This is a genomic window from Apilactobacillus bombintestini (assembly GCF_003627035.1).
Classification (GTDB): Bacteria; Bacillota; Bacilli; order Lactobacillales; family Lactobacillaceae; genus Apilactobacillus; species Apilactobacillus bombintestini.
The window spans coordinates 174,867-192,013 of the sequence record NZ_CP032626.1 but is presented as its reverse complement, the minus strand read 5'-3'; the positions used below and the strand labels follow the sequence as shown (position 1 = coordinate 192,013).

Here is a 17,147-nt window from a genome sequence, read left to right as displayed (position 1 = left end):
GCTGCTTTTTTTATTGTGTTATATAAGTGACTACTAGAATTAGTAACAAAATACCAATTACTATCATCGCAATAGTATTTAAACGTTGATTATTCAAATAAATCCTTCTTTAAAATTTTTTCATTTATAAGTTACACAATGAATATTTAGTCTCATTGCAAATAAAAAAGAAGTGGTCATCCCACTTCTTTAATTTTTACTAGTCTTTGTTTTTGCTTGGCATAACCAAGATGATGAAGTTAATAACTCCGATAATAAATACGATAGTTCTTAACCATGCAGCCTTATCGTAAAAGTCAGTTGCTTTTAGGATAGCAGGCAATACAATAGTAGCTAGTAACCACCATGGAGTTACACCGGCATCACGGTAACGACGGAAGTAAATGGAAATGTTTGGAATAATAGTTGCAATGTTGTAGATAACTGCAAGAGCAACACCAACAATAGCACCAGTTGAGAAACCTTTAGCTCCCATAACTGCACCAAGACCACCAAATGCGGCAATTAGAATTAAAGTAACTACAGCATTAATTAATGCCATCCACCAAAATTCGTAACGTTTACTAGTTCCTTTAAAGTTAAAGTAGTTTTTCCAGAATAAGCGAAATGCTTTAAACATAATTATCTCTCCTTTTTGTGTTTATCAACTATATATATAGTAAACTAAGTGAGTTATAAAAATCAATCTATATAATTTATACATGTTTATATTGCGTGCTATAATTTAGGGAGAATGTTGTAGGAGATTGTATATTATGCAAAATTTGAATGTAGATCAATACGAAAAAGAAACATTAGAAGCTTTTGGTAAACTAAGTAAAAATGAACAAGAATTAGTAAAGCAACGTGCCAATGGTGAAAAAGCTGACACCGTAGTTACTTGGCTTTTATGGTTATTCTTAGGTATGTGGGGTGCCCACCGTTTCTACCTAAAGCGTAACAATGCCATTTTAATGTTAGTTTTAACTATTATTGGTTACCTTACTGCTATCTTATTAGTAGGCTTTTTAATCTTGTTAATTACTTGGGTTTGGTGGATTGTCGATGCTTTCCACATTAACCAATTCTTAAAGCAAAATCGCTTAGATGCACTACATGATTCTATTTTATTTATTACTAACCAAACCGTAGATTCTATTAACCACGGTAAGAATAATAGTGTAGACGTGGATAGCGATGATATTACTGATTTTAGTCATCCACAAAAATAAATAACTATCAAAAAAGCACCTGCTGTTTAGCAGGTGCTTTTATTTTTATTTCAACGCTTCGTTTACGGCATCTTTTTGTGCTTCTACTAATTGAACACGACTTTCGATAGCATGAGTATCCATCTTAATTTCTCTAGTTAAACCTGGAGTGTCTAACTTAGGATCAAAGAATTCTTTGAATTCGGCTAAGCGGTTAGGAGTATGGAAAGTGTTGGAAACTACTGTAATGTAAGTAGTAAATTCCATGTCTCCACCAACAGTATCTTCTAGCCATTGCCATTCGTTTCTTAACCAATCCCAAGCGAATTGTTGGCCTTCGTTATTGTTTAACACACCAGCGAACCAAGCACGTAAGTCTTGAGGTTTGATAACACTACTATCTTCGAAATTAGCCACTAATTGACCTAGCAACTTAGCATCTTTTAATGCAGGTAATGCTTGTGCTAAATCAGCTTTGTAACTGGGGTCAGTGGATTCTTCGTATTGAGTTAGTAAGTTATCTAATAATTCTTGGCTAGCGTAATTGTTAGTTTCATTAGCTAAGATGAACACACGAGTGTCCGCTGGTAAGGAAACTAAGTCTTTAGCATGGTCTTGGAATAATGCATGCGCAGCTTCGATAAAGTCTGGGTTTTCACCGTATAGAGCAGCCTTTAGAATGTATGGACGAGTTAATTTATCTTCGTTAGGTTCATCATCATAACCAGATAAATCTAGACGGTCTAATTGTGCAGCACTTAAATCACGGATGAAACGTTTTAAGTTAGCTTCTTCATCCGACTTAGGAGCCACAAATTTAGTTAAGTTAAAGGCTAAGCTGTATAATGCATCGTTTACCACGTTAGAATGACTGTCGGCAAACTTCTTTAATACTGGTACTACGGAAGCATAAGAAATTTGTTGTGCTTCAGCTAATAAACGTAGGTCTTGTAGTACTTGCATTTTATCAATAGCTGATAAGTCATCGGCATTATCTAAAATATCATTTAATAATTGATCATCGTATTTAACGACGAAGTGAGAATTGTTACCCACGTTTACACGGAATGGCTTGCCATTGGCTTTACGTAATTCATCGTAGTCACCTAAATCTAAAGTTTCATCTTTGAAGATTTCAGGTGCTTTATCGTAATTGCTTGCCAATGGAATTTGCCAACGACGACCTTGGTCTTTGCCATCCCCTACGAAGAATTGTTTTTGTGATAACTTCAAATGATTATCTTCTACATAGGCAGAAACTACTGGGTAACCAGGTTGTTCTAGCCAGGACTTCATAATGCTTTGTAAGTCCATGCCAGAAGCTTTACCTAAGGCGTCCCATAAGTCATTACCTGCCGCATTATTGTATTTATGAGCAGCAAAGTAGTTCTTCAAACCAGCACGTAGCGCATCGTCACCAATTAAAGCACGTACCATAACTAGCATACGAGCACCCTTAGCATAAACAATCGCAGCATCGAATAATGCATCGATTTCTGCAGGATTATTTACTTGTACGTGAACGGATTGAACGCCATCTACGGCGTCACGTTTCAATGCCATAGGAGCTTCGGTAGTTTGGAAAGTTTCCCAAATGTTCCAAGTTGGTTCTAGTGCATCTACGGCTACATATTCCATCATGTTGGCAAAACTTTCGTTTAACCATAAGTCATCCCACCAACGCATAGTTACTAAGTCACCAAACCATTGGTGAGCTAATTCATGGGCAATAACAGTAGCAACACGTTGCTTTACAGTAAAGGAAGTGTTGTCAGGATCTAGTAACAAGTATGCTTCACGGTAAGTTACTAGTCCCCAGTTTTCCATCGCACCAGCTGAGAAGTCAGGTAATGCTAATTGCCATGAATGTGGTAATGGATATGGAGTTTGGTAGAAGTCTTCGTAGAATTCAATAGAACGTTTTGCGATATCTAACGCAAAGTCTAATTCTTTAGCAGCGTGGGCTTTAGTAGCAAATACTCCTACTTTTACCCCACTCTTAGTTTCAGTCATTTTACTTTGCATATCACCAAAGGCAAAGGCTACTAAGTAAGTAGACATACGAACGGTTTCGTCAAAGTAGTGAACCCCGTTTTCTACCTTAGTTTCTGGCATGTTGGCGATAGCAATTTCGCCCGGTTGTTCATCAAACTTAAGAGCTAATTTGAACTTAGCTTTAGCTTCGGGTTCATCCACACATGGGAATGCTTGACGAGCAAAGTTAGTTTCAAATTGAGTTCCTACTAATTGTTTAGTTTCACCGTTAACCTTGTAATAAGATGGATAAATTCCCATCATAGAATCGGTTAGAGTAGCGGTGTAATCAATAGTTACAGCAACCTCTCCGGTATGAGGTAATTCTACGTTAATAACTTGGTTATCGTTATCTACGTCAAAGGATACTTCTTGATCATCTACTTTAACGGAACTTACTTGTAAGTCCTTTTCGTGAATACCAATCTTAGTGTCACTAGCATTACCATAAATGGTGGTAGTTCCACCGAATTTTTTATCTTTACGACTAACATCTAAATAAATGTTGTAGTGGTCAGGTTGGAATCGATTATATAATCTTACTAAATCAGCCATATTGACCCTCCTGTTTCTATCATTGTTTTCTCATTAATTTTTAATTGTACGCTATATTTACATAAAATACCACTACTTTAATTGTAGTATATTTGATAGTACTTTGATAATGATTTAGATGGATTATATAAGTAAAAAACCTCTATGAATTATCGTAGAGGTCTTATTATTTCACTAACTTAATTGTTTGCGTAAATCTATTAATTCAATGATATCGGTAGCACATTCTTCCCCTTTGTTACCGCCTTTTCCACCGGCACGTTGTTGGGCTTGTTCTAAAGTATCCGTAGTTAATACTCCGAAAGTAATAGGAGTAGAAAATTCCAGCGCAATTTGATTAATTCCGGAAGTAACGCCACTACATACATAATCATAATGACTAGTTTGGCCTTTAATAACTGATCCTAATGCGCAAACTCCATCATATTTATTAGAACTTAGTAGTAATTTGGCAATAGCTGGGATTTCAAAAGCTCCCGGTACCCAAACGGTATCAATATTGTTTTCGGCAATACCATATCTTAGAAAAATACTTTTAGCTCCCGCTCTTAATTTATCAGTCACGGATTTATTGAATTTACTTACTACGATTGCTACTTTTGCATCGTTACTTGCGATTAATTTACCTTCATATTCCATTTGATACATCTCCATTTTTATATTTGTTTTAATAAATGATTAAATTTATTTTTCTTGGTGGTTAAATAATCGTCATCCACCCCGTTTTTAGGTATTTCTAACGGTACCCGTTTAGATATAGTAATTCCTAAATTTTGTAGTTGAGCAATTTTATCAGGATTATTAGTTAATAATTGAATATTATTAATTCCCATATCTTTTAAAATAGCTGCTGCAATTAGGTATTCACGCTCATCGGGAGCATGATCTAACATCACGTTGGCATCATATGTATCGACGCCGTTTTGTTGTAATTTATACGTCTTTAACTTGTCCTTTAATCCGATACCACGGCCTTCTTGACGTAAATAAATCAAGTAACCGCCGTGTTCGCTAATGAGTTGTAACGAATGTGTTAATTGTTCACCACAATCACAACGTTTAGAACCCAATACATCCCCAGTAAAGCATTCCGAATGAAGTCGGACTAAAGGTGTTTTAGAATCGGATGGCTTCTTGGATTTAAGCACTAATTGTAGTTGGCCATCTTCAGTACTTTGATAATCGGTGAGAGTAAAATCTCCATACGACGTAGGTAAATCTACCGTATCTAATTTAGCAATAGCACCATCATTAACTAAGTAACGATATTTTCTAATATCGGCTACCGTTATTAAGACCGTGTCTAATTTTTCGGCTAATTGTTTAGCATCACCATAGCGATACATTTCACCATTATCTTGAATAGCTTCACAAATAAAAGCTACTGGTGATAACCCAGCGATTTTCATCATGTCTACAGAAGCTTCCGTATGACCAGTTCTGGCTAATACTCCGTCGCCTTCAGCCATTAGTGGAAAAATATGACCAGGATTTTCAAAATCCGCAGAACTATTTTTACCGTCCGCTAAATCATTTAAAGTCTGTGCACGATCTAGTGGTGATACTCCCGTAGAAACTTTTTTCGAATCTAGACTAACTAAAAATTTGGTATTAAATTTTTCCGTATTATTTTTAACCATTAAATTTAAATGTAATTGTTCAGCTCTACTTTTCGTTAAAGGAGCACATAAGACTCCTCTAGCTTCCTTTATGACGGTATTAATTATTGCGGGAGAAGCTAGTTGCGCGGAACCTACTAAATCACATTCAGCTTCGCGGTTAGGGGCATCCGCCACTACGATGACGTTGCCAGCTTTTAGTTGTTTCACCGCTTTTTTAATTTTATTGATGGTATCCATAATTACTCCTTATTTTTTAAATATGCATTCACTTGGCGACCAATAAAATCCGTTTCGATATTGACGATGTCGCCTACTTGATAATCTTTAAAATTAGTTACTTGTTCCGAGTGATTAGTAAGACTAACCGAAAGGCTATCTGAAAAAATATCTACGATGGTTAAACTCACACCATTTACAGTTATCGAGCCTTTGGGAATCATCTCTTCTAATAGTTGATGATCAGTTTTAATCTCAAATAACTTGGAATTAATTCGATCATGGATGGTGACTATTTGTCCCATCCCATTCACATGGCCTTGTACGATATGACCATCTAACGAATCCCCCAGTTTAAGTGCCGTTTCGATATTTACCGTAGTGTCTTTAGTTAAATATTTAGGATTGATATTAGAGATATTCATAGTCGTGGTCATTACTTGTGCGCTAAAGGTGTAATCATCCACCTGGATAGCGGTTAAGCATACACCGTTTACTGCTACACTTTGACCGATATTTACATTCCTAAAAAGGGGGTTATCAGCTTTTAACTGAATTTGAAAATTATGAGGGGTTACTTGCGCATCCACTAATTTAGCGGTACCTTGCACGATGCCAGAAAACATTGCAATCACTTCCTTTGAGTTATTATTCGTATAGCATTGCCGACTGTATCTACGGATTTAACATTCATGTGCGTCATTTTTTCTACATGTCGTAAGCTATTAAAAGCTGGTAGCGAATCGCCTCCTGCAATTTGTGGAACTATATATTGAATCACTTGATCGAATAAATTAGCATCCCTGAAGGCATCATGTAATTTACTGCCACCTTCTACTAAAACCGACTGGATATTTTGTTGATATAAAACTTTCATAATTTCGGCTAGGTTCCATGAGTCTTTATAAAAAACACGACAATGACTAGCCACCTGCATATTCTTTACGGTTAAACTTTGCGTGAAAATATATGTGGGAGCTGCATTATCTTCTAGCAAATGCTTAGCTGCACTAATGTCGGTATTGCCGGCAATTATCACGCGTACGGCTGGATGGGATAAGTGTTGATTACGAACCGTTAAGCGGGGATTATCTTGAACTGCAGTATGGGCGCCCACCACGATAGCTTGATATTTTGCTCGAAGGTTTTGTACATCTTCATTAGCTTTATCATTAGTTAAATAATCTCGTGTGGTGGTGTTTAAAGCTATTTTGCCATCTAGGGTTTGTGACATTTTTAAAGTAATAAAGGGACGTTGATGTGTGTAAAAATAGTTGTAGGAAACGTTAATGTTTTTACATGTAGCTTCATTAACTCCTGTAATCACTTCGACTCCGTGATTTAATAAATAGTTAATTCCTTTACCTGCCACTAATGAATGAGGATCCATTTGGCCCACGATTACTTTTTTAATGCCCCATTGCACAATTTGATGCGAACAAGGTGGAGTTTTGCCAAAATGAGAACAAGGTTCCAAAGTTACAAATAAAGTAGCACCTTTTAAATCATCTTTATTTGCCACATTACGATAGGCATTTACCTCCGCATGATCACCGCCAAAATAGTGATGATACCCTATACTCAATAAATGATTATTTTTGACTATTACTGCTCCTACACGAGGATTTTTATAAGTTTCACCTCCTAATTGCGCTTTTTTTATCGCTATATTCATCCAATATTTATCTGAAAACATATCTTCTCACCTACTAAAAAATCCCCGAACACCTTAGTATTCGGGGATTAAAAATTCACGTCTAAAACAACCTAGCTACACTAGTATTTTAGATACACTGGTAGCTACGTTTAAGTATTCTTCTCCCATCCAGACTATACTGTCGGTTGCAGATTTTAACTGCATCCACCGCCGTTAAGCGGGTCACGGACTTGTGTTACAACACTCACCGTCGGTCGGGAATTGCACCCTGCCCCGAAGAACGATATTTAATTGTCAGTAATTGAATAATTAATAAAGATAATAAAAAAAGCCTCTAAATACATTAGTATCTAGGGGCTAGTAGTCCAATTCTGGTTTAAAAAGCAACTTAAAAAGTGCACTTTGCCTACAAAGTACGGGTTGCCATTTAATTTCTTCTCCCATCCAGACTGTACTGTCGGTTGCAGATTTTAACTGCATCCACCGCCGTTAAGCGGGTCACGGACTTGTATTATAACACTCACCGTCGGTCGGGAATTGCACCCTGCCCCGAAGAAACTTATTAATATTCAATTACAAGGCAAATATTAAGCCATTCATTTTTAAAAGTCAATTTTATTTTTTAATTCTCTTAAGATCAAAATGATATTTTGTAATACCCAACACTATAGCACCACCAATATAGATAGATGTGGTTATTATTAAGCCTAGTCCATCTAATCCATCATGAAGCATGTTATATCCATTAATAAATATATCTAAAAATAAGAAATAAGCGATAGCACTAATTATTGCACGATGAAGACAACCTCGTTTAACAGCTTTTAAATGATCATTATCATATACTTCAATGGCGTCTAAATGATGTTTTCTTACTGTTTTTCCAGTGTAAGAACTTAATATTAATAATATAGCGAAATTACCTATGATAATGTAATACAAAAGAGTTCTTGCGTCTACTACTTTAAATAATAGAAAAGCAAGGAAAGTAATAATATATAAATAACTAGATAAAATTATGTAGCATTGATTTCCCAAGCGATTAATTATCTGTTGTTTGTACTCATCCAAGGGTCCTCTAACTCCATAAAAGAATTTAATAATTTTTGTGAACCAAGACTCACGTGTGTTATTCATTATCGTGCCTCCAAAATAAAGTATTTAAATCTGTATTTAAAGCTTGCGCAATATTTATACATAATCGTAAAGAAGGATTGTAATCACCTTTTTCAATCAAGCTTAAAGTCTGACGGGATACGCCCACTACTTTCGCCAATTCTTTTTGCTGCATACCCTCTCTATTGCGCATTTCTCTTACATAATTTTTCATGTTCATGCCTCTTTTAAGTAATATATATATGACATATGTAAATTATATATTACATTAATGGTGTATCTATGTAAAATAAAAACCCTGCGAATATTTCGCAGGGTTTTAGTTTATTTATGATATGGGCTACCTTCATTAATCATAAAGGCACGATAAATTTGTTCGGTTAATACTAAACGCATTAATTGATGTGGCAAAGTAAAACGGCCAAATGAAATTTGTGTATCAGCACGTTTTAAAACTTTAGGAGCTAATCCTAATGATCCACCAATTACAAAAGTAATATCAGAATGACCATAGGTAGTTAATTTATCTAATTCTTTAGCGAATTCTTCTGAGGAACGTTCTTTTCCCAAAATTGCCAAAGCATATACATATTCTTTATCGGAAATCTTATTTAAAATACGAGTTCCTTCTTTATCCATAACTTCATCCATTTGCGCTTGACTTAAAGATTCAGGAGCTTTCTCATCAGGAACTTCGATAATCCGAAATTTACAAAAACGGGATAAACGCTTGCTATATTCGGCTATTCCGGCCTTAAAATACTTTTCTTTTAGTTTTCCAACCACTACTAAGTTAATATTCATTTTGTGAAATCTCCTTTTTTAATTTTTATACCCCAATATTTTGTGTATCCACATGTTAATAACTACTACTAATATTGGTGGCTAATTGTCAAGTTTTTTCGAGAGTTGTCCACAACCAGATCATGTACATTTTTAAGCGTGTAACAGTATATAAATGTTGATATATCAGCATTCTAACATGGTGCAAATAATGTGTAACTTTCTTTTCCACAAGGTTATCCACAGAGTTATCCACAAACAGTGGAAAACTCCAAAATTGTGTTTCATGCTTGAGTTATCAACAAATTGTGGACAATTTTTATCTTATATTGATCTTGAGTTTTCCACCGAATGTATGTTTTTTTGTTTGTGAAATAAACACTGAAAAAATTTCACAAATATTATTATACAAAACATGGTAAACGTTCGTAAATCTTTATATAAAAAAGGTGCTGCATTAAATGTAGCACCTTTTAGATTAAATTTCTTCTATATAATTATTTAGCTGGTAGTTCATCATCCACAATTTGATTCAATGTGGTTACTGAAGGAATAAAGAACATATTACCAGTTACTGGATCAGAGAAGTCTAGTAGACGGTCTGATTGACCAAACATGTTTTCTAACATACGTTTAGTGACTGTCCAGTGTCTTGCGTAACCGATAAAGTAAGTACCAGTTTTACCAGAACTAGGATCAGAGAATGGTACGTTCATACGTACAATCTTGTGTTCAATTCCGTCATCGTTATCTTGTGAAGCAACATTGTGGGAATTCTTTAATTTGTAGTCATCTTCTAGTTCTAAGTCATTGAACTTCTTTCTACCGATGGCTTTTTCTTGGTCTTCAGTCTTTAATGCATTCCAAGCATCCATATCATGGATGTATTTTTGTGCGAAAGCATATGAACCATTTTCGTAATCAGGATCTTCATCCCCGATAATGGCATAATGAGAAGCCTTTTGTACTTCTGGGTTTTCAGTACCATCTACGAAACCGATAATAGAACGGCCTTCAAAGTATCTGAAACCTTTAGTTTCATCTTCTACCTTAGTAAAGTCACGATAGTATTCTCTAATTAGACTAGCAACTTCATATACCACGGCTTCAGAATCGGCACGAATGTGGATAAATAAGTCTGCTGGAGTAGCGGGAGCTGTATATTTAGGTCCCTTAACTGGTTTAAAGTCTTCTAATTCTTGAGGCTTTTTAGCATCTGCAAAAAGATAGTCCCAAATGGAATTAGAAAATCCTAAAGCTACTTTCAAGTGTTCTTCCGGATAGCGAATATTCATAGAACGTAAAATTGCTTGTTCGCGAGAAACTAATTCTTGAACTTTAGCACAATCATCTTTAGCATTAGTACGGTTAACTTTTAAAGTAGTAAATAAAACATTTTTTCCTGCATCTTTATATACATCTTGTGCATCAGTAGGATCAAATGGCATTTTAATTCCTTCTTTCCAGCTAGTTTGTAATGATTACAAATTACTTAACAACTTCATTATAACCACTTTTAATAACTAAATTCAAACTTTTTCGATAATGTGGAAATATTTTGGGTATACCCAAACTTGTTGTAACTTTGTAATAATTGATAAACAAATTGTAAAATTCCAATAACATTCTTGAGACATTTACCGCGTATAGTTATAACCATTGAAAGATATTAACTAGAAATCGAATTTTTATTAAAGGAGTTTTGTTTTTTGAGAACTATTAGTCAAAATATCGTTAAATTCACAGTAATCGCCGTAACCTCTTTTCTAATGTTATTCGCTTTAAATATCGCAAACAACAATGTTTCCGCTAGTGCTGCTGGTCATTGGCAACATGTTGCAGAACGTAAATTATCTAAAAAGCAAATTAGAGCTCGTCGTTGGGTTTCATTCCATGAATCTACTAACCGTTACCACGTTCGTAATGGTATCTGTTATGGAAAATTCCAATTGAACGAATACTACCTACATGGTAACCATTCCAAGAAAAACCAAGAACTAACTGCCAACCGTTATGTTAAACATCGTTACGGAACTTGGGTTAAAGCCAAGCATTTCTGGCAAAGACATCATTGGTATTAAAAATTAGACCGTTTAGTTTTTACTAAACGGTCTTTTTTGTATGTAGAACGTGATAAAATAAAAATAAGATAATTTTTCGGAAATGATGGTGAGTTTATGAGCAAGTATTATATTGTCGATGATTCCTTATTACCCGACGCCTTCGGGAAAGTCATCGAAGCCCGCAAATTACTAGATCACGGTGACGTAAAAAACGTTAGTGAAGCGGCCAAAAAAGTAGGCATTAGTCGAGCTAGTTATTATAAATATAAAGACTATGTTTACGAAACTGAACAATCATCATGGCAACAAAAAGCAGTGATCTCCTTTTTACTAAATCACCGCAGTGGTATTTTATCGCAAGTACTTACCACTATTTCTAAATATCATGCCAATATTTTAACTATTAACCAAAATATTCCCATTAATAATTCCGCCAGTGTAGTGATTTCACTAGATCTTAGTAAAATGACTATTTCTATTGATGAATTATTAGATCAAATCCGCAGCATTTCCGGTACTAACAAGACCGAATTAATTGCTATGGAATAAAAAAACGCGCAGCTATTAGCTACGCGTTTTTCTTATACTCGGCGATTTTTCACCATGTAGGATGCGGGTTGTTCTTTAGCAACCAACACCGTTACTTTTTTCATATGACTTGCAAATGCAGTTATTAAATCTTGAATTTCATTATATTCAGGATGTTTTTGTAAGTTCTTTAGACGTACCGCAATAACACGGCGTTCCTTACTTCTAAAACATAATTTTAATTGACGACTTACTACCAACATACGAGCTAGACAATATACGTTAGTAGTCATAGGGGCAGTTCCCATCATTTGATCATAAATATCATTTATAATATCTTGATTGGTTTGGCTCTTAGGTACAAAAGTTCTAACTTTGTGCACTAATCCCTTTTTCTTTTCTACCACATGACCACCTTCGTAGAATTGCTCGCCTAGCGCCATATAGGTATGTTTCATCACTTCAACATTTTGTAACAACTTAGCAATTACAGTATCTGCATCTTCGTTTTTATTGCGAGTAATTAAATCCATAAAGGAGTTCAAAAAGTATAGATGATGTGGCAAAGTACCAGTAATTTCTATACGATTTTGATCGTTTAGCTTAATTGCGCCAGCAGTCGCTAAATCTAATAAGCAACAATCCACTAAATAAGCACGTGAACGGACGTTACGAAGCATAACTCGACTGTCTTTGGATTTACTAGTAATTAAAAAATACAATTCAGCAATCGTTAGTGCCATTTTCTAGCCTCCGTGAGTGTAATAAAAGTATTCTAACACTTATCAACGATTTTGTGTTAGTCATTTTTTCCTTGTAGTTCATCACGAATTTCCATAGCACGTTGGAAATTATTGGTGAAAATCCCGGCCACGCGGTGTTTCATCATGAAATGAAGTCGCAAAGATTGGTTCACAGTCCAAATTCTTTCGTTAGATTCGATATCTGGGTGATAAAATTTCAAGTGTAATGCGTTCAAGTGATTAGCTTGCATGAACGACTTAGGATTTTTAATACGTTTTCCTGTTAAAAAGGCGAATTCAGCGTTAGGCGCTAAAGGTTGTGCCAATTTAATAGATGATAAATTAAATGATGAATATAAAATCGGATGAACTAAAGCATATTGATCTACCATATCCGTCACGATTTTTTCGATGTTTTTATAATGAATTTTGTTAGTCTTAAATTCTAAATTAACATATACATCGCGGCCTTCTAGCAAGTCTAACACTTCTTGTAGTGAAGGAATGGGTTCATAATTTTCCAAGGAAAATTGTCGCAATTCTTGGTATGTATAGTTTTTAATGTACCCACGACCATCAGTAGTTCGATCGATTTTTTCATCATGCATTACGACCGGTACATTGTCTTTAGTCAAATGCACATCAAATTCCACACCTTCAATACCATGATGAACAGCATAACGAAAGCCTTGTAGGGAGTTTTCTGGATATAATTCAGGAACCCCACGATGACCAAAAATCATAGTTCTCATGCTAAAGTCTCCTTTCGTATTTATATTCTTTCTCTCACTTATAATAATGCTATTTTGGTATTTTGCAAACCATCAATATTCACAAATGGTACAATAAAGGTATAGTCTAATTAGGAGGAAATCATGATATACGCAATCATTAGTTTTTTAGCCAGCTATATTATGTTTGTATTTTGCCTATTTCAAGGCGTGTTAGATATGTCTAACCAAATTAATGAGCTACATAAAATGGAAAACTCATCTAAGAAATATCATCCCATTATGGCCGGCTTATGGATGATTCCACCACTAAAAATTATGTTGGAAAGAAATCGTCTAAGAAAGATTCTAAGAGACAGCCACTATAACGAAAATACCACCAAGTTCCGTGCCTTTTATAATGTTTCCAACCAATCGACTGCTTGGGCATATATTTCTTTTGCCTGCATGTTGGATGCAATCGTATCCATCAAAACCTTATTTGATGCCTTCAGATGGCACTTGTCCATCCCACTTTTTATCATTTTGTCTTTGCTACTTATCATCTTAGGCTATGCACAAGTAATGTATAGAGTCTCTGATGACCGCAAAGAAAAATTAGGTACCAAAATCAGACGTCTAAAAAAGCAGTGAGTTCTGTACTTTTTAGACCAATAAACGTTATAATTTATGTAACATCTAATGCGGAGGATAATTATGATCATTAACGACCAAAAATTACATATGATTACAAAAGCACTAGATAATTCGTTGCGAATTAAGATTTTATATTATCTACAAGAAAATGTAGAAAGTAATGTTTCTAATCTAATGCACTACTTTGCTACTTCGCAACCTAATATTTCTCGTCATTTGAAAATATTAGCTGATGCCAACTTAGTGTTTAGCCGAAAAGACGGCCAAGAACGTATTTATCAATTAAGTGATAATCACGTTTCACAACTATTAGATACGTTAAAAACACACATTAACGACTAGTAAGATTTAATTAATAATTCTTGACATATACCTACTTTAATTATATAAATGTATTTGTTATATAACTAAATTAGGTATATTTTTTTGGAGGTACCATTATGCACAAATTAAGAATCGGTAGCCTACTAGCTGCCCTTGCTTTTTGCTTATTAATGTTGACTGGCTGTGCCAGTGGAACCACTAATGATGCAAGTAAAAGCATTAACATCACTTCTTCCGTAGATTTTTACGGTGAAGTAGCGAAATACGTAGTGGGAAATCATGGTAATGTTACTTCTATTATCAGTAACCCTAACGTGGATCCACACGAATTCAACCCTACCAGTAACGATGCCAAAAGCGTCTACAAAGCTAACGTAATGATTTACAACGGCTTGAGTTACGATTCCTGGGCACAAAAATTAGTTAAAAGTGATTCTAAAGCTGAACCTATCGACGTAGGTAAACTAATGAATAAGGATTCCAGTGATAATCCACACATTTGGTATAACGTCGACACTATGGAAAAACTAGCTAATACTTTAGCCGATCATTTTGCTAAATTACAACCTAAACACGCTAAAGAATTCCATGCCAACGCCAAAAATTACTGCAAACAAATTATGAAATTAAATGATCAATTAAAAGACATTAAAAAACATAAGATTAACAAACCAGTAGCCGTTTCCGAACCCGTTTTTGATTACTCACTAGAAAAGATGGGATATAAAGTATCTGACCCATCCTTTGAATACGCAATCGAAAAAGGTAACGACCCTTCACCTAGAAGTATTCGTAAACTACAAGATGACATTGTAAATCACAAAATTGCCTTCTTTGTAGTTAACCGTCAGGTAGAAAATTCGGTTATCAGCAGTTTCGTAGATTTAGCTAAACAAAACAATATTCCTATTGTTCAAGTTACCGAAACTAAGCCTTCTCGTAGCTTAACTTATCTATCTTGGATGCAAGAACAATACACCCAAGTACAAAATGCACAAAAATAAATGGTTTGCAGTCATTAAACGTAAATATTAGTATATAATGTAGATAGATTATAGTTTAAGGAGTTTAGAGGTATGGCAATTGCACTAGTTAATGAAATGTTCAATGAATTTAACGATCCAGATTTAGATTACAAGGATTCTCGCGATGGATATACTGAATGGTTCAAACTTTCCTTTTTAGTAGACGATGGTTACCATGAATTCGAAGATGGTAAACGTAAATTCATCCCTAAATACGATGAAGAATTAAAAGAAGTTATGAGTAATTTCTTAAACCGTTACCAAAAAGAATTTGAATCTTCATTTATCAACGAAAAAGAATTCGAAGTTCTAGACCGTACTAAAGAAATCGCTAAAGATTTAAAAGATACTTTGGAAAAGGAATTCTTAATTCCTAACAAAATTAATTTATTCAGCATTGATCTAGTGGGTAGTTGGCAAGCCTTCAAGAGTTCTGGCTCCTCTGAACTAGAAAAGCGCTTCTACAATGACATTGCTGATCACGTAGAAAAGAAACATCAAGAATAAAACAAAAGCAGCTAAAAATGATTTGAATCCATAAAATTGAGGATGGTTATGCTATTTTCTGGGAGAAATTGATTCGGTATTCAACCGATGACATTCCTCCCAGTTTTTGTTTTATACGATAATTATTGTAATAAGATATATAGACAAGTAGCTTTTCTGCTCATGCTTTGAAAAATTTTATTGCTTTTTAAAATGTTGATATATCTACCATTTTGATACTGAAATCCTTAATCTGAATGAATGGTAATTCTGTAACTAGTTTCACCATTAATTAATTTATTGTTCAACCTTTCTAATCCATTCATAAAGGATCGCAGAATCTTTGATATCATACTTATTAGTAACTTCTGTAAAACCTAAATCCTTATAATAATCTTTAATGGCAGTTAATTTCTTAGAGAACATAAAAGAACCCCTTAGGTTAGATTTCTCCAACTTAAGAGATTCAGTTCAGATTTGCAACAAAATCTCTTTTTTGTATATATGTATCTGTTATGTAATTATAACGGTAGTATAATGTGTACGAGGAGGAATCAAAAATGTTAAAAAAGAGAATATGCATAATTGGATTGGCGTCATTAATTTCGATGATGTTGGTAGGCTGCGGAAATAGTAAAGCAGCTCACCACTCTGATAAGCCATACGGTGCAGGGCAAACCTCAAAGAAGGTTAGCTCAGGATCAAATTCATCTACCATCTCAAATGAAGCAAACTCATCAAATGATAATAATTCATCTACCATCTCAAATGGAGCAAGCTCATCAAATGATGATAATTCATCCAACTCTACTAGTAATGTAGAACTGGACGACAAAACATTGGGTGTATTGGCAAATGAGTATAAAAATGATCTAAATGCTAATGCATCGGGTAAGAAAGGTAATACAGATCAATATAGCGATTATACATCTGTGAAGAAACCTAACCCAAAAGATTCAGAATTTTTGTACGATTTCTTTTATATGGATAAAAGCAGTAATAGGGAAGATACGGACAATCACCAATATAATCGACTTACTCGTAACGGTGATGGAACTGCCGATACAATGTTTAAGGTAGACGGATCCGACGTCACCATAAAATACCAAGACATGGCACATGCCGGTAATAAAACTGTTGCAGAAACGCCATTTACCTCTAAAACTGTAAGCAAAGCCTACTTAATAAATACTTATTACAAAACCAGTGCCCAAAGAGTCCATGTTGATAATTATGCTAAATCCATCTTAAATGAAGATGAATATTCAAAACATAGTAATTCTTAATATAAATAAAAAAACTCTGACCTGAACCTCTAAAATTGAAGGATAGTTATGATATTTTCTGGGAGAAATTAATTCGGTATTCAACCGATGACATTCCTCCCATTTTTTGTTTTATATGATAATTATTGTAATAGGACATATATTTCTTAACT

Annotated in this window: 20 protein-coding genes, 2 pseudogenes and 2 riboswitches; of the genes and pseudogenes, 8 read left to right on the top strand and 14 right to left on the bottom strand. The window is 34.6% G+C overall.

Annotated features, from left to right (window positions below; translation table 11 throughout):
• Positions 1-199: 199 nt before the first annotated feature.
• Complete coding sequence (locus tag D7I45_RS00850) at positions 200-619, bottom strand: DUF805 domain-containing protein (protein ID WP_120783910.1); 420 nt, start codon at positions 617-619, stop codon at positions 200-202.
• A gap of 136 nt (positions 620-755) precedes the next feature.
• Between D7I45_RS00850 and D7I45_RS00845 the strand changes: the two genes are divergently transcribed.
• Positions 756-1,211, top strand: coding sequence for a TM2 domain-containing protein (locus D7I45_RS00845; RefSeq protein ID WP_120783909.1), 456 nt, complete (start codon positions 756-758; stop codon positions 1,209-1,211).
• A gap of 45 nt (positions 1,212-1,256) precedes the next feature.
• Here D7I45_RS00845 and D7I45_RS00840 read toward each other — a convergent pair whose 3' ends face one another.
• The 9 genes from D7I45_RS00840 to D7I45_RS00800 form a co-directional block, all read right to left on the bottom strand.
• Positions 1,257-3,779, bottom strand: coding sequence for a M1 family metallopeptidase (locus D7I45_RS00840; RefSeq protein WP_120783908.1), 2,523 nt, complete (start codon positions 3,777-3,779; stop codon positions 1,257-1,259).
• 174 nt (positions 3,780-3,953) lie between these two features.
• Positions 3,954-4,418 (bottom strand): 6,7-dimethyl-8-ribityllumazine synthase, encoded by a 465-nt coding sequence (ribH, locus tag D7I45_RS00835; RefSeq protein ID WP_120783907.1) that lies wholly within the window; start codon positions 4,416-4,418, stop codon positions 3,954-3,956.
• Between the two features lie 17 nt (positions 4,419-4,435).
• Positions 4,436-5,638: a GTP cyclohydrolase II gene (ribA, locus tag D7I45_RS00830; protein WP_120783906.1), complete on the bottom strand. Its 1,203-nt coding sequence runs from the start codon at positions 5,636-5,638 to the stop codon at positions 4,436-4,438.
• A 2-nt stretch (positions 5,639-5,640) separates the two neighbouring features.
• Positions 5,641-6,243 (bottom strand): riboflavin synthase, encoded by a 603-nt coding sequence (locus D7I45_RS00825; protein WP_120783905.1) that lies wholly within the window; start codon positions 6,241-6,243, stop codon positions 5,641-5,643.
• Between the two features lie 5 nt (positions 6,244-6,248).
• The gene (ribD, locus tag D7I45_RS00820; RefSeq protein ID WP_120783904.1) at positions 6,249-7,313 is read right to left on the bottom strand and encodes a bifunctional diaminohydroxyphosphoribosylaminopyrimidine deaminase/5-amino-6-(5-phosphoribosylamino)uracil reductase RibD; all 1,065 of its coding nucleotides are present in this window, start codon (positions 7,311-7,313) and stop codon (positions 6,249-6,251) included.
• A 113-nt stretch (positions 7,314-7,426) separates the two neighbouring features.
• Positions 7,427-7,559: riboswitch (FMN riboswitch) on the bottom strand.
• Positions 7,560-7,702: 143 nt separating this feature from the next.
• A riboswitch (FMN riboswitch) is annotated at positions 7,703-7,835 on the bottom strand.
• A 54-nt stretch (positions 7,836-7,889) separates the two neighbouring features.
• Positions 7,890-8,411, bottom strand: coding sequence for a DUF3278 domain-containing protein (locus D7I45_RS00815; protein WP_120783903.1), 522 nt, complete (start codon positions 8,409-8,411; stop codon positions 7,890-7,892).
• On the bottom strand, positions 8,404-8,610 hold the full coding sequence (locus D7I45_RS00810) for a helix-turn-helix transcriptional regulator (protein WP_120783902.1): 207 nt from the start codon (positions 8,608-8,610) through the stop codon (positions 8,404-8,406). Before D7I45_RS00810 ends, D7I45_RS00815 begins: the two co-directional genes overlap by 8 nt.
• A 104-nt stretch (positions 8,611-8,714) precedes the next feature.
• Complete coding sequence (gene rlmH, locus D7I45_RS00805; protein ID WP_120783901.1) at positions 8,715-9,194, bottom strand: 23S rRNA (pseudouridine(1915)-N(3))-methyltransferase RlmH; 480 nt, start codon at positions 9,192-9,194, stop codon at positions 8,715-8,717.
• 476 nt (positions 9,195-9,670) lie between these two features.
• Positions 9,671-10,621, bottom strand: coding sequence for a Dyp-type peroxidase (locus D7I45_RS00800; protein WP_120783900.1), 951 nt, complete (start codon positions 10,619-10,621; stop codon positions 9,671-9,673).
• Positions 10,622-10,882: 261 nt separating this feature from the next.
• Here D7I45_RS00800 and D7I45_RS00795 point away from each other — a divergent pair, with 261 nt between their 5' ends.
• Both D7I45_RS00795 and D7I45_RS00790 read left to right on the top strand, forming a co-directional pair.
• Positions 10,883-11,254 (top strand): aggregation-promoting factor C-terminal-like domain-containing protein, encoded by a 372-nt coding sequence (locus tag D7I45_RS00795; protein WP_120783899.1) that lies wholly within the window; start codon positions 10,883-10,885, stop codon positions 11,252-11,254.
• Positions 11,255-11,350: 96 nt separating this feature from the next.
• On the top strand, positions 11,351-11,785 hold the full coding sequence (locus D7I45_RS00790; RefSeq protein WP_120783898.1) for an ACT domain-containing protein: 435 nt from the start codon (positions 11,351-11,353) through the stop codon (positions 11,783-11,785).
• A 32-nt stretch (positions 11,786-11,817) separates the two neighbouring features.
• On the opposite strand, the gene D7I45_RS00785 is transcribed toward D7I45_RS00790, so the two are convergent.
• Together D7I45_RS00785 and D7I45_RS00780 are read right to left on the bottom strand one after the other, a co-directional pair.
• Positions 11,818-12,507: a GPP34 family phosphoprotein gene (locus D7I45_RS00785; protein WP_120783897.1), complete on the bottom strand. Its 690-nt coding sequence runs from the start codon at positions 12,505-12,507 to the stop codon at positions 11,818-11,820.
• Between the two features lie 56 nt (positions 12,508-12,563).
• Entirely contained in the window at positions 12,564-13,259 is a 696-nt protein-coding gene (locus D7I45_RS00780) for a glycerophosphodiester phosphodiesterase family protein (RefSeq protein WP_120783896.1), read from the bottom strand.
• Positions 13,260-13,382: 123 nt separating this feature from the next.
• Here D7I45_RS00780 and D7I45_RS00775 point away from each other — a divergent pair, with 123 nt between their 5' ends.
• The 4 genes from D7I45_RS00775 to D7I45_RS00760 all read left to right on the top strand — a co-directional run bounded on the left by D7I45_RS00775 (position 13,383) and on the right by D7I45_RS00760 (position 15,730).
• Positions 13,383-13,871, top strand: coding sequence for a hypothetical protein (locus D7I45_RS00775; protein ID WP_120783895.1), 489 nt, complete (start codon positions 13,383-13,385; stop codon positions 13,869-13,871).
• Positions 13,872-13,934: 63 nt separating this feature from the next.
• Positions 13,935-14,216, top strand: coding sequence for an ArsR/SmtB family transcription factor (locus D7I45_RS00770; protein WP_242446897.1), 282 nt, complete (start codon positions 13,935-13,937; stop codon positions 14,214-14,216).
• A 98-nt stretch (positions 14,217-14,314) separates the two neighbouring features.
• A complete protein-coding gene (locus tag D7I45_RS00765) occupies positions 14,315-15,202 on the top strand; it encodes a metal ABC transporter solute-binding protein, Zn/Mn family (protein ID WP_120783894.1) in 888 nt (295 codons plus the stop codon).
• A 72-nt stretch (positions 15,203-15,274) separates the two neighbouring features.
• Positions 15,275-15,730 (top strand): hypothetical protein, encoded by a 456-nt coding sequence (locus D7I45_RS00760; protein WP_120783893.1) that lies wholly within the window; start codon positions 15,275-15,277, stop codon positions 15,728-15,730.
• A gap of 46 nt (positions 15,731-15,776) precedes the next feature.
• On the opposite strand, the pseudogene D7I45_RS06245 reads toward D7I45_RS00760, so the two are convergent.
• Positions 15,777-16,008 (bottom strand): annotated as a pseudogene (locus D7I45_RS06245) (IS3 family transposase); the annotation flags it as partial.
• A gap of 312 nt (positions 16,009-16,320) precedes the next feature.
• On the opposite strand from D7I45_RS06245, the gene D7I45_RS00750 reads away from it, so the two are divergent.
• On the top strand, positions 16,321-16,995 hold the full coding sequence (locus tag D7I45_RS00750; RefSeq protein WP_162924053.1) for an Lreu_0056 family protein: 675 nt from the start codon (positions 16,321-16,323) through the stop codon (positions 16,993-16,995).
• A 46-nt stretch (positions 16,996-17,041) separates the two neighbouring features.
• Here the strand turns inward: D7I45_RS00750 and D7I45_RS06285 are convergent.
• Positions 17,042-17,146 (bottom strand): annotated as a pseudogene (locus D7I45_RS06285) (hypothetical protein); the annotation flags it as partial.
• Position 17,147 lies beyond the last annotated feature (1 nt).

Bases quoted from the DNA above. Each gene is read 5' to 3' on its own strand.
- D7I45_RS00760 (WP_120783893.1), top strand. From the start codon at position 15,275: ATGGCAATTGCACTAGTTAATGAAATGTTCAATGAATTTAACGATCCA.
- D7I45_RS00850 (WP_120783910.1), bottom strand. From the start codon at position 619: ATGTTTAAAGCATTTCGCTTATTCTGGAAAAACTACTTTAACTTTAAA.
- ribD (WP_120783904.1), bottom strand. From the start codon at position 7,313: ATGTTTTCAGATAAATATTGGATGAATATAGCGATAAAAAAAGCGCAA.
- D7I45_RS00780 (WP_120783896.1), bottom strand. From the start codon at position 13,259: ATGAGAACTATGATTTTTGGTCATCGTGGGGTTCCTGAATTATATCCA.
- D7I45_RS00750 (WP_162924053.1), top strand. From the start codon at position 16,321: ATGTTGGTAGGCTGCGGAAATAGTAAAGCAGCTCACCACTCTGATAAG.
- ribA (WP_120783906.1), bottom strand. From the start codon at position 5,638: ATGGATACCATCAATAAAATTAAAAAAGCGGTGAAACAACTAAAAGCT.
- D7I45_RS00845 (WP_120783909.1), top strand. From the start codon at position 756: ATGCAAAATTTGAATGTAGATCAATACGAAAAAGAAACATTAGAAGCT.
- D7I45_RS00785 (WP_120783897.1), bottom strand. From the start codon at position 12,507: ATGGCACTAACGATTGCTGAATTGTATTTTTTAATTACTAGTAAATCC.
- D7I45_RS00770 (WP_242446897.1), top strand. From the start codon at position 13,935: ATGATCATTAACGACCAAAAATTACATATGATTACAAAAGCACTAGAT.
- D7I45_RS00815 (WP_120783903.1), bottom strand. From the start codon at position 8,411: ATGAATAACACACGTGAGTCTTGGTTCACAAAAATTATTAAATTCTTT.
- D7I45_RS00800 (WP_120783900.1), bottom strand. From the start codon at position 10,621: ATGCCATTTGATCCTACTGATGCACAAGATGTATATAAAGATGCAGGA.
- D7I45_RS00825 (WP_120783905.1), bottom strand. From the start codon at position 6,243: ATGTTTTCTGGCATCGTGCAAGGTACCGCTAAATTAGTGGATGCGCAA.
- D7I45_RS00840 (WP_120783908.1), bottom strand. From the start codon at position 3,779: ATGGCTGATTTAGTAAGATTATATAATCGATTCCAACCTGACCACTAC.
- D7I45_RS00775 (WP_120783895.1), top strand. From the start codon at position 13,383: ATGATATACGCAATCATTAGTTTTTTAGCCAGCTATATTATGTTTGTA.
- rlmH (WP_120783901.1), bottom strand. From the start codon at position 9,194: ATGAATATTAACTTAGTAGTGGTTGGAAAACTAAAAGAAAAGTATTTT.
- D7I45_RS00810 (WP_120783902.1), bottom strand. From the start codon at position 8,610: ATGAACATGAAAAATTATGTAAGAGAAATGCGCAATAGAGAGGGTATG.
- D7I45_RS00790 (WP_120783898.1), top strand. From the start codon at position 11,351: ATGAGCAAGTATTATATTGTCGATGATTCCTTATTACCCGACGCCTTC.
- ribH (WP_120783907.1), bottom strand. From the start codon at position 4,418: ATGGAATATGAAGGTAAATTAATCGCAAGTAACGATGCAAAAGTAGCA.
- D7I45_RS00765 (WP_120783894.1), top strand. From the start codon at position 14,315: ATGCACAAATTAAGAATCGGTAGCCTACTAGCTGCCCTTGCTTTTTGC.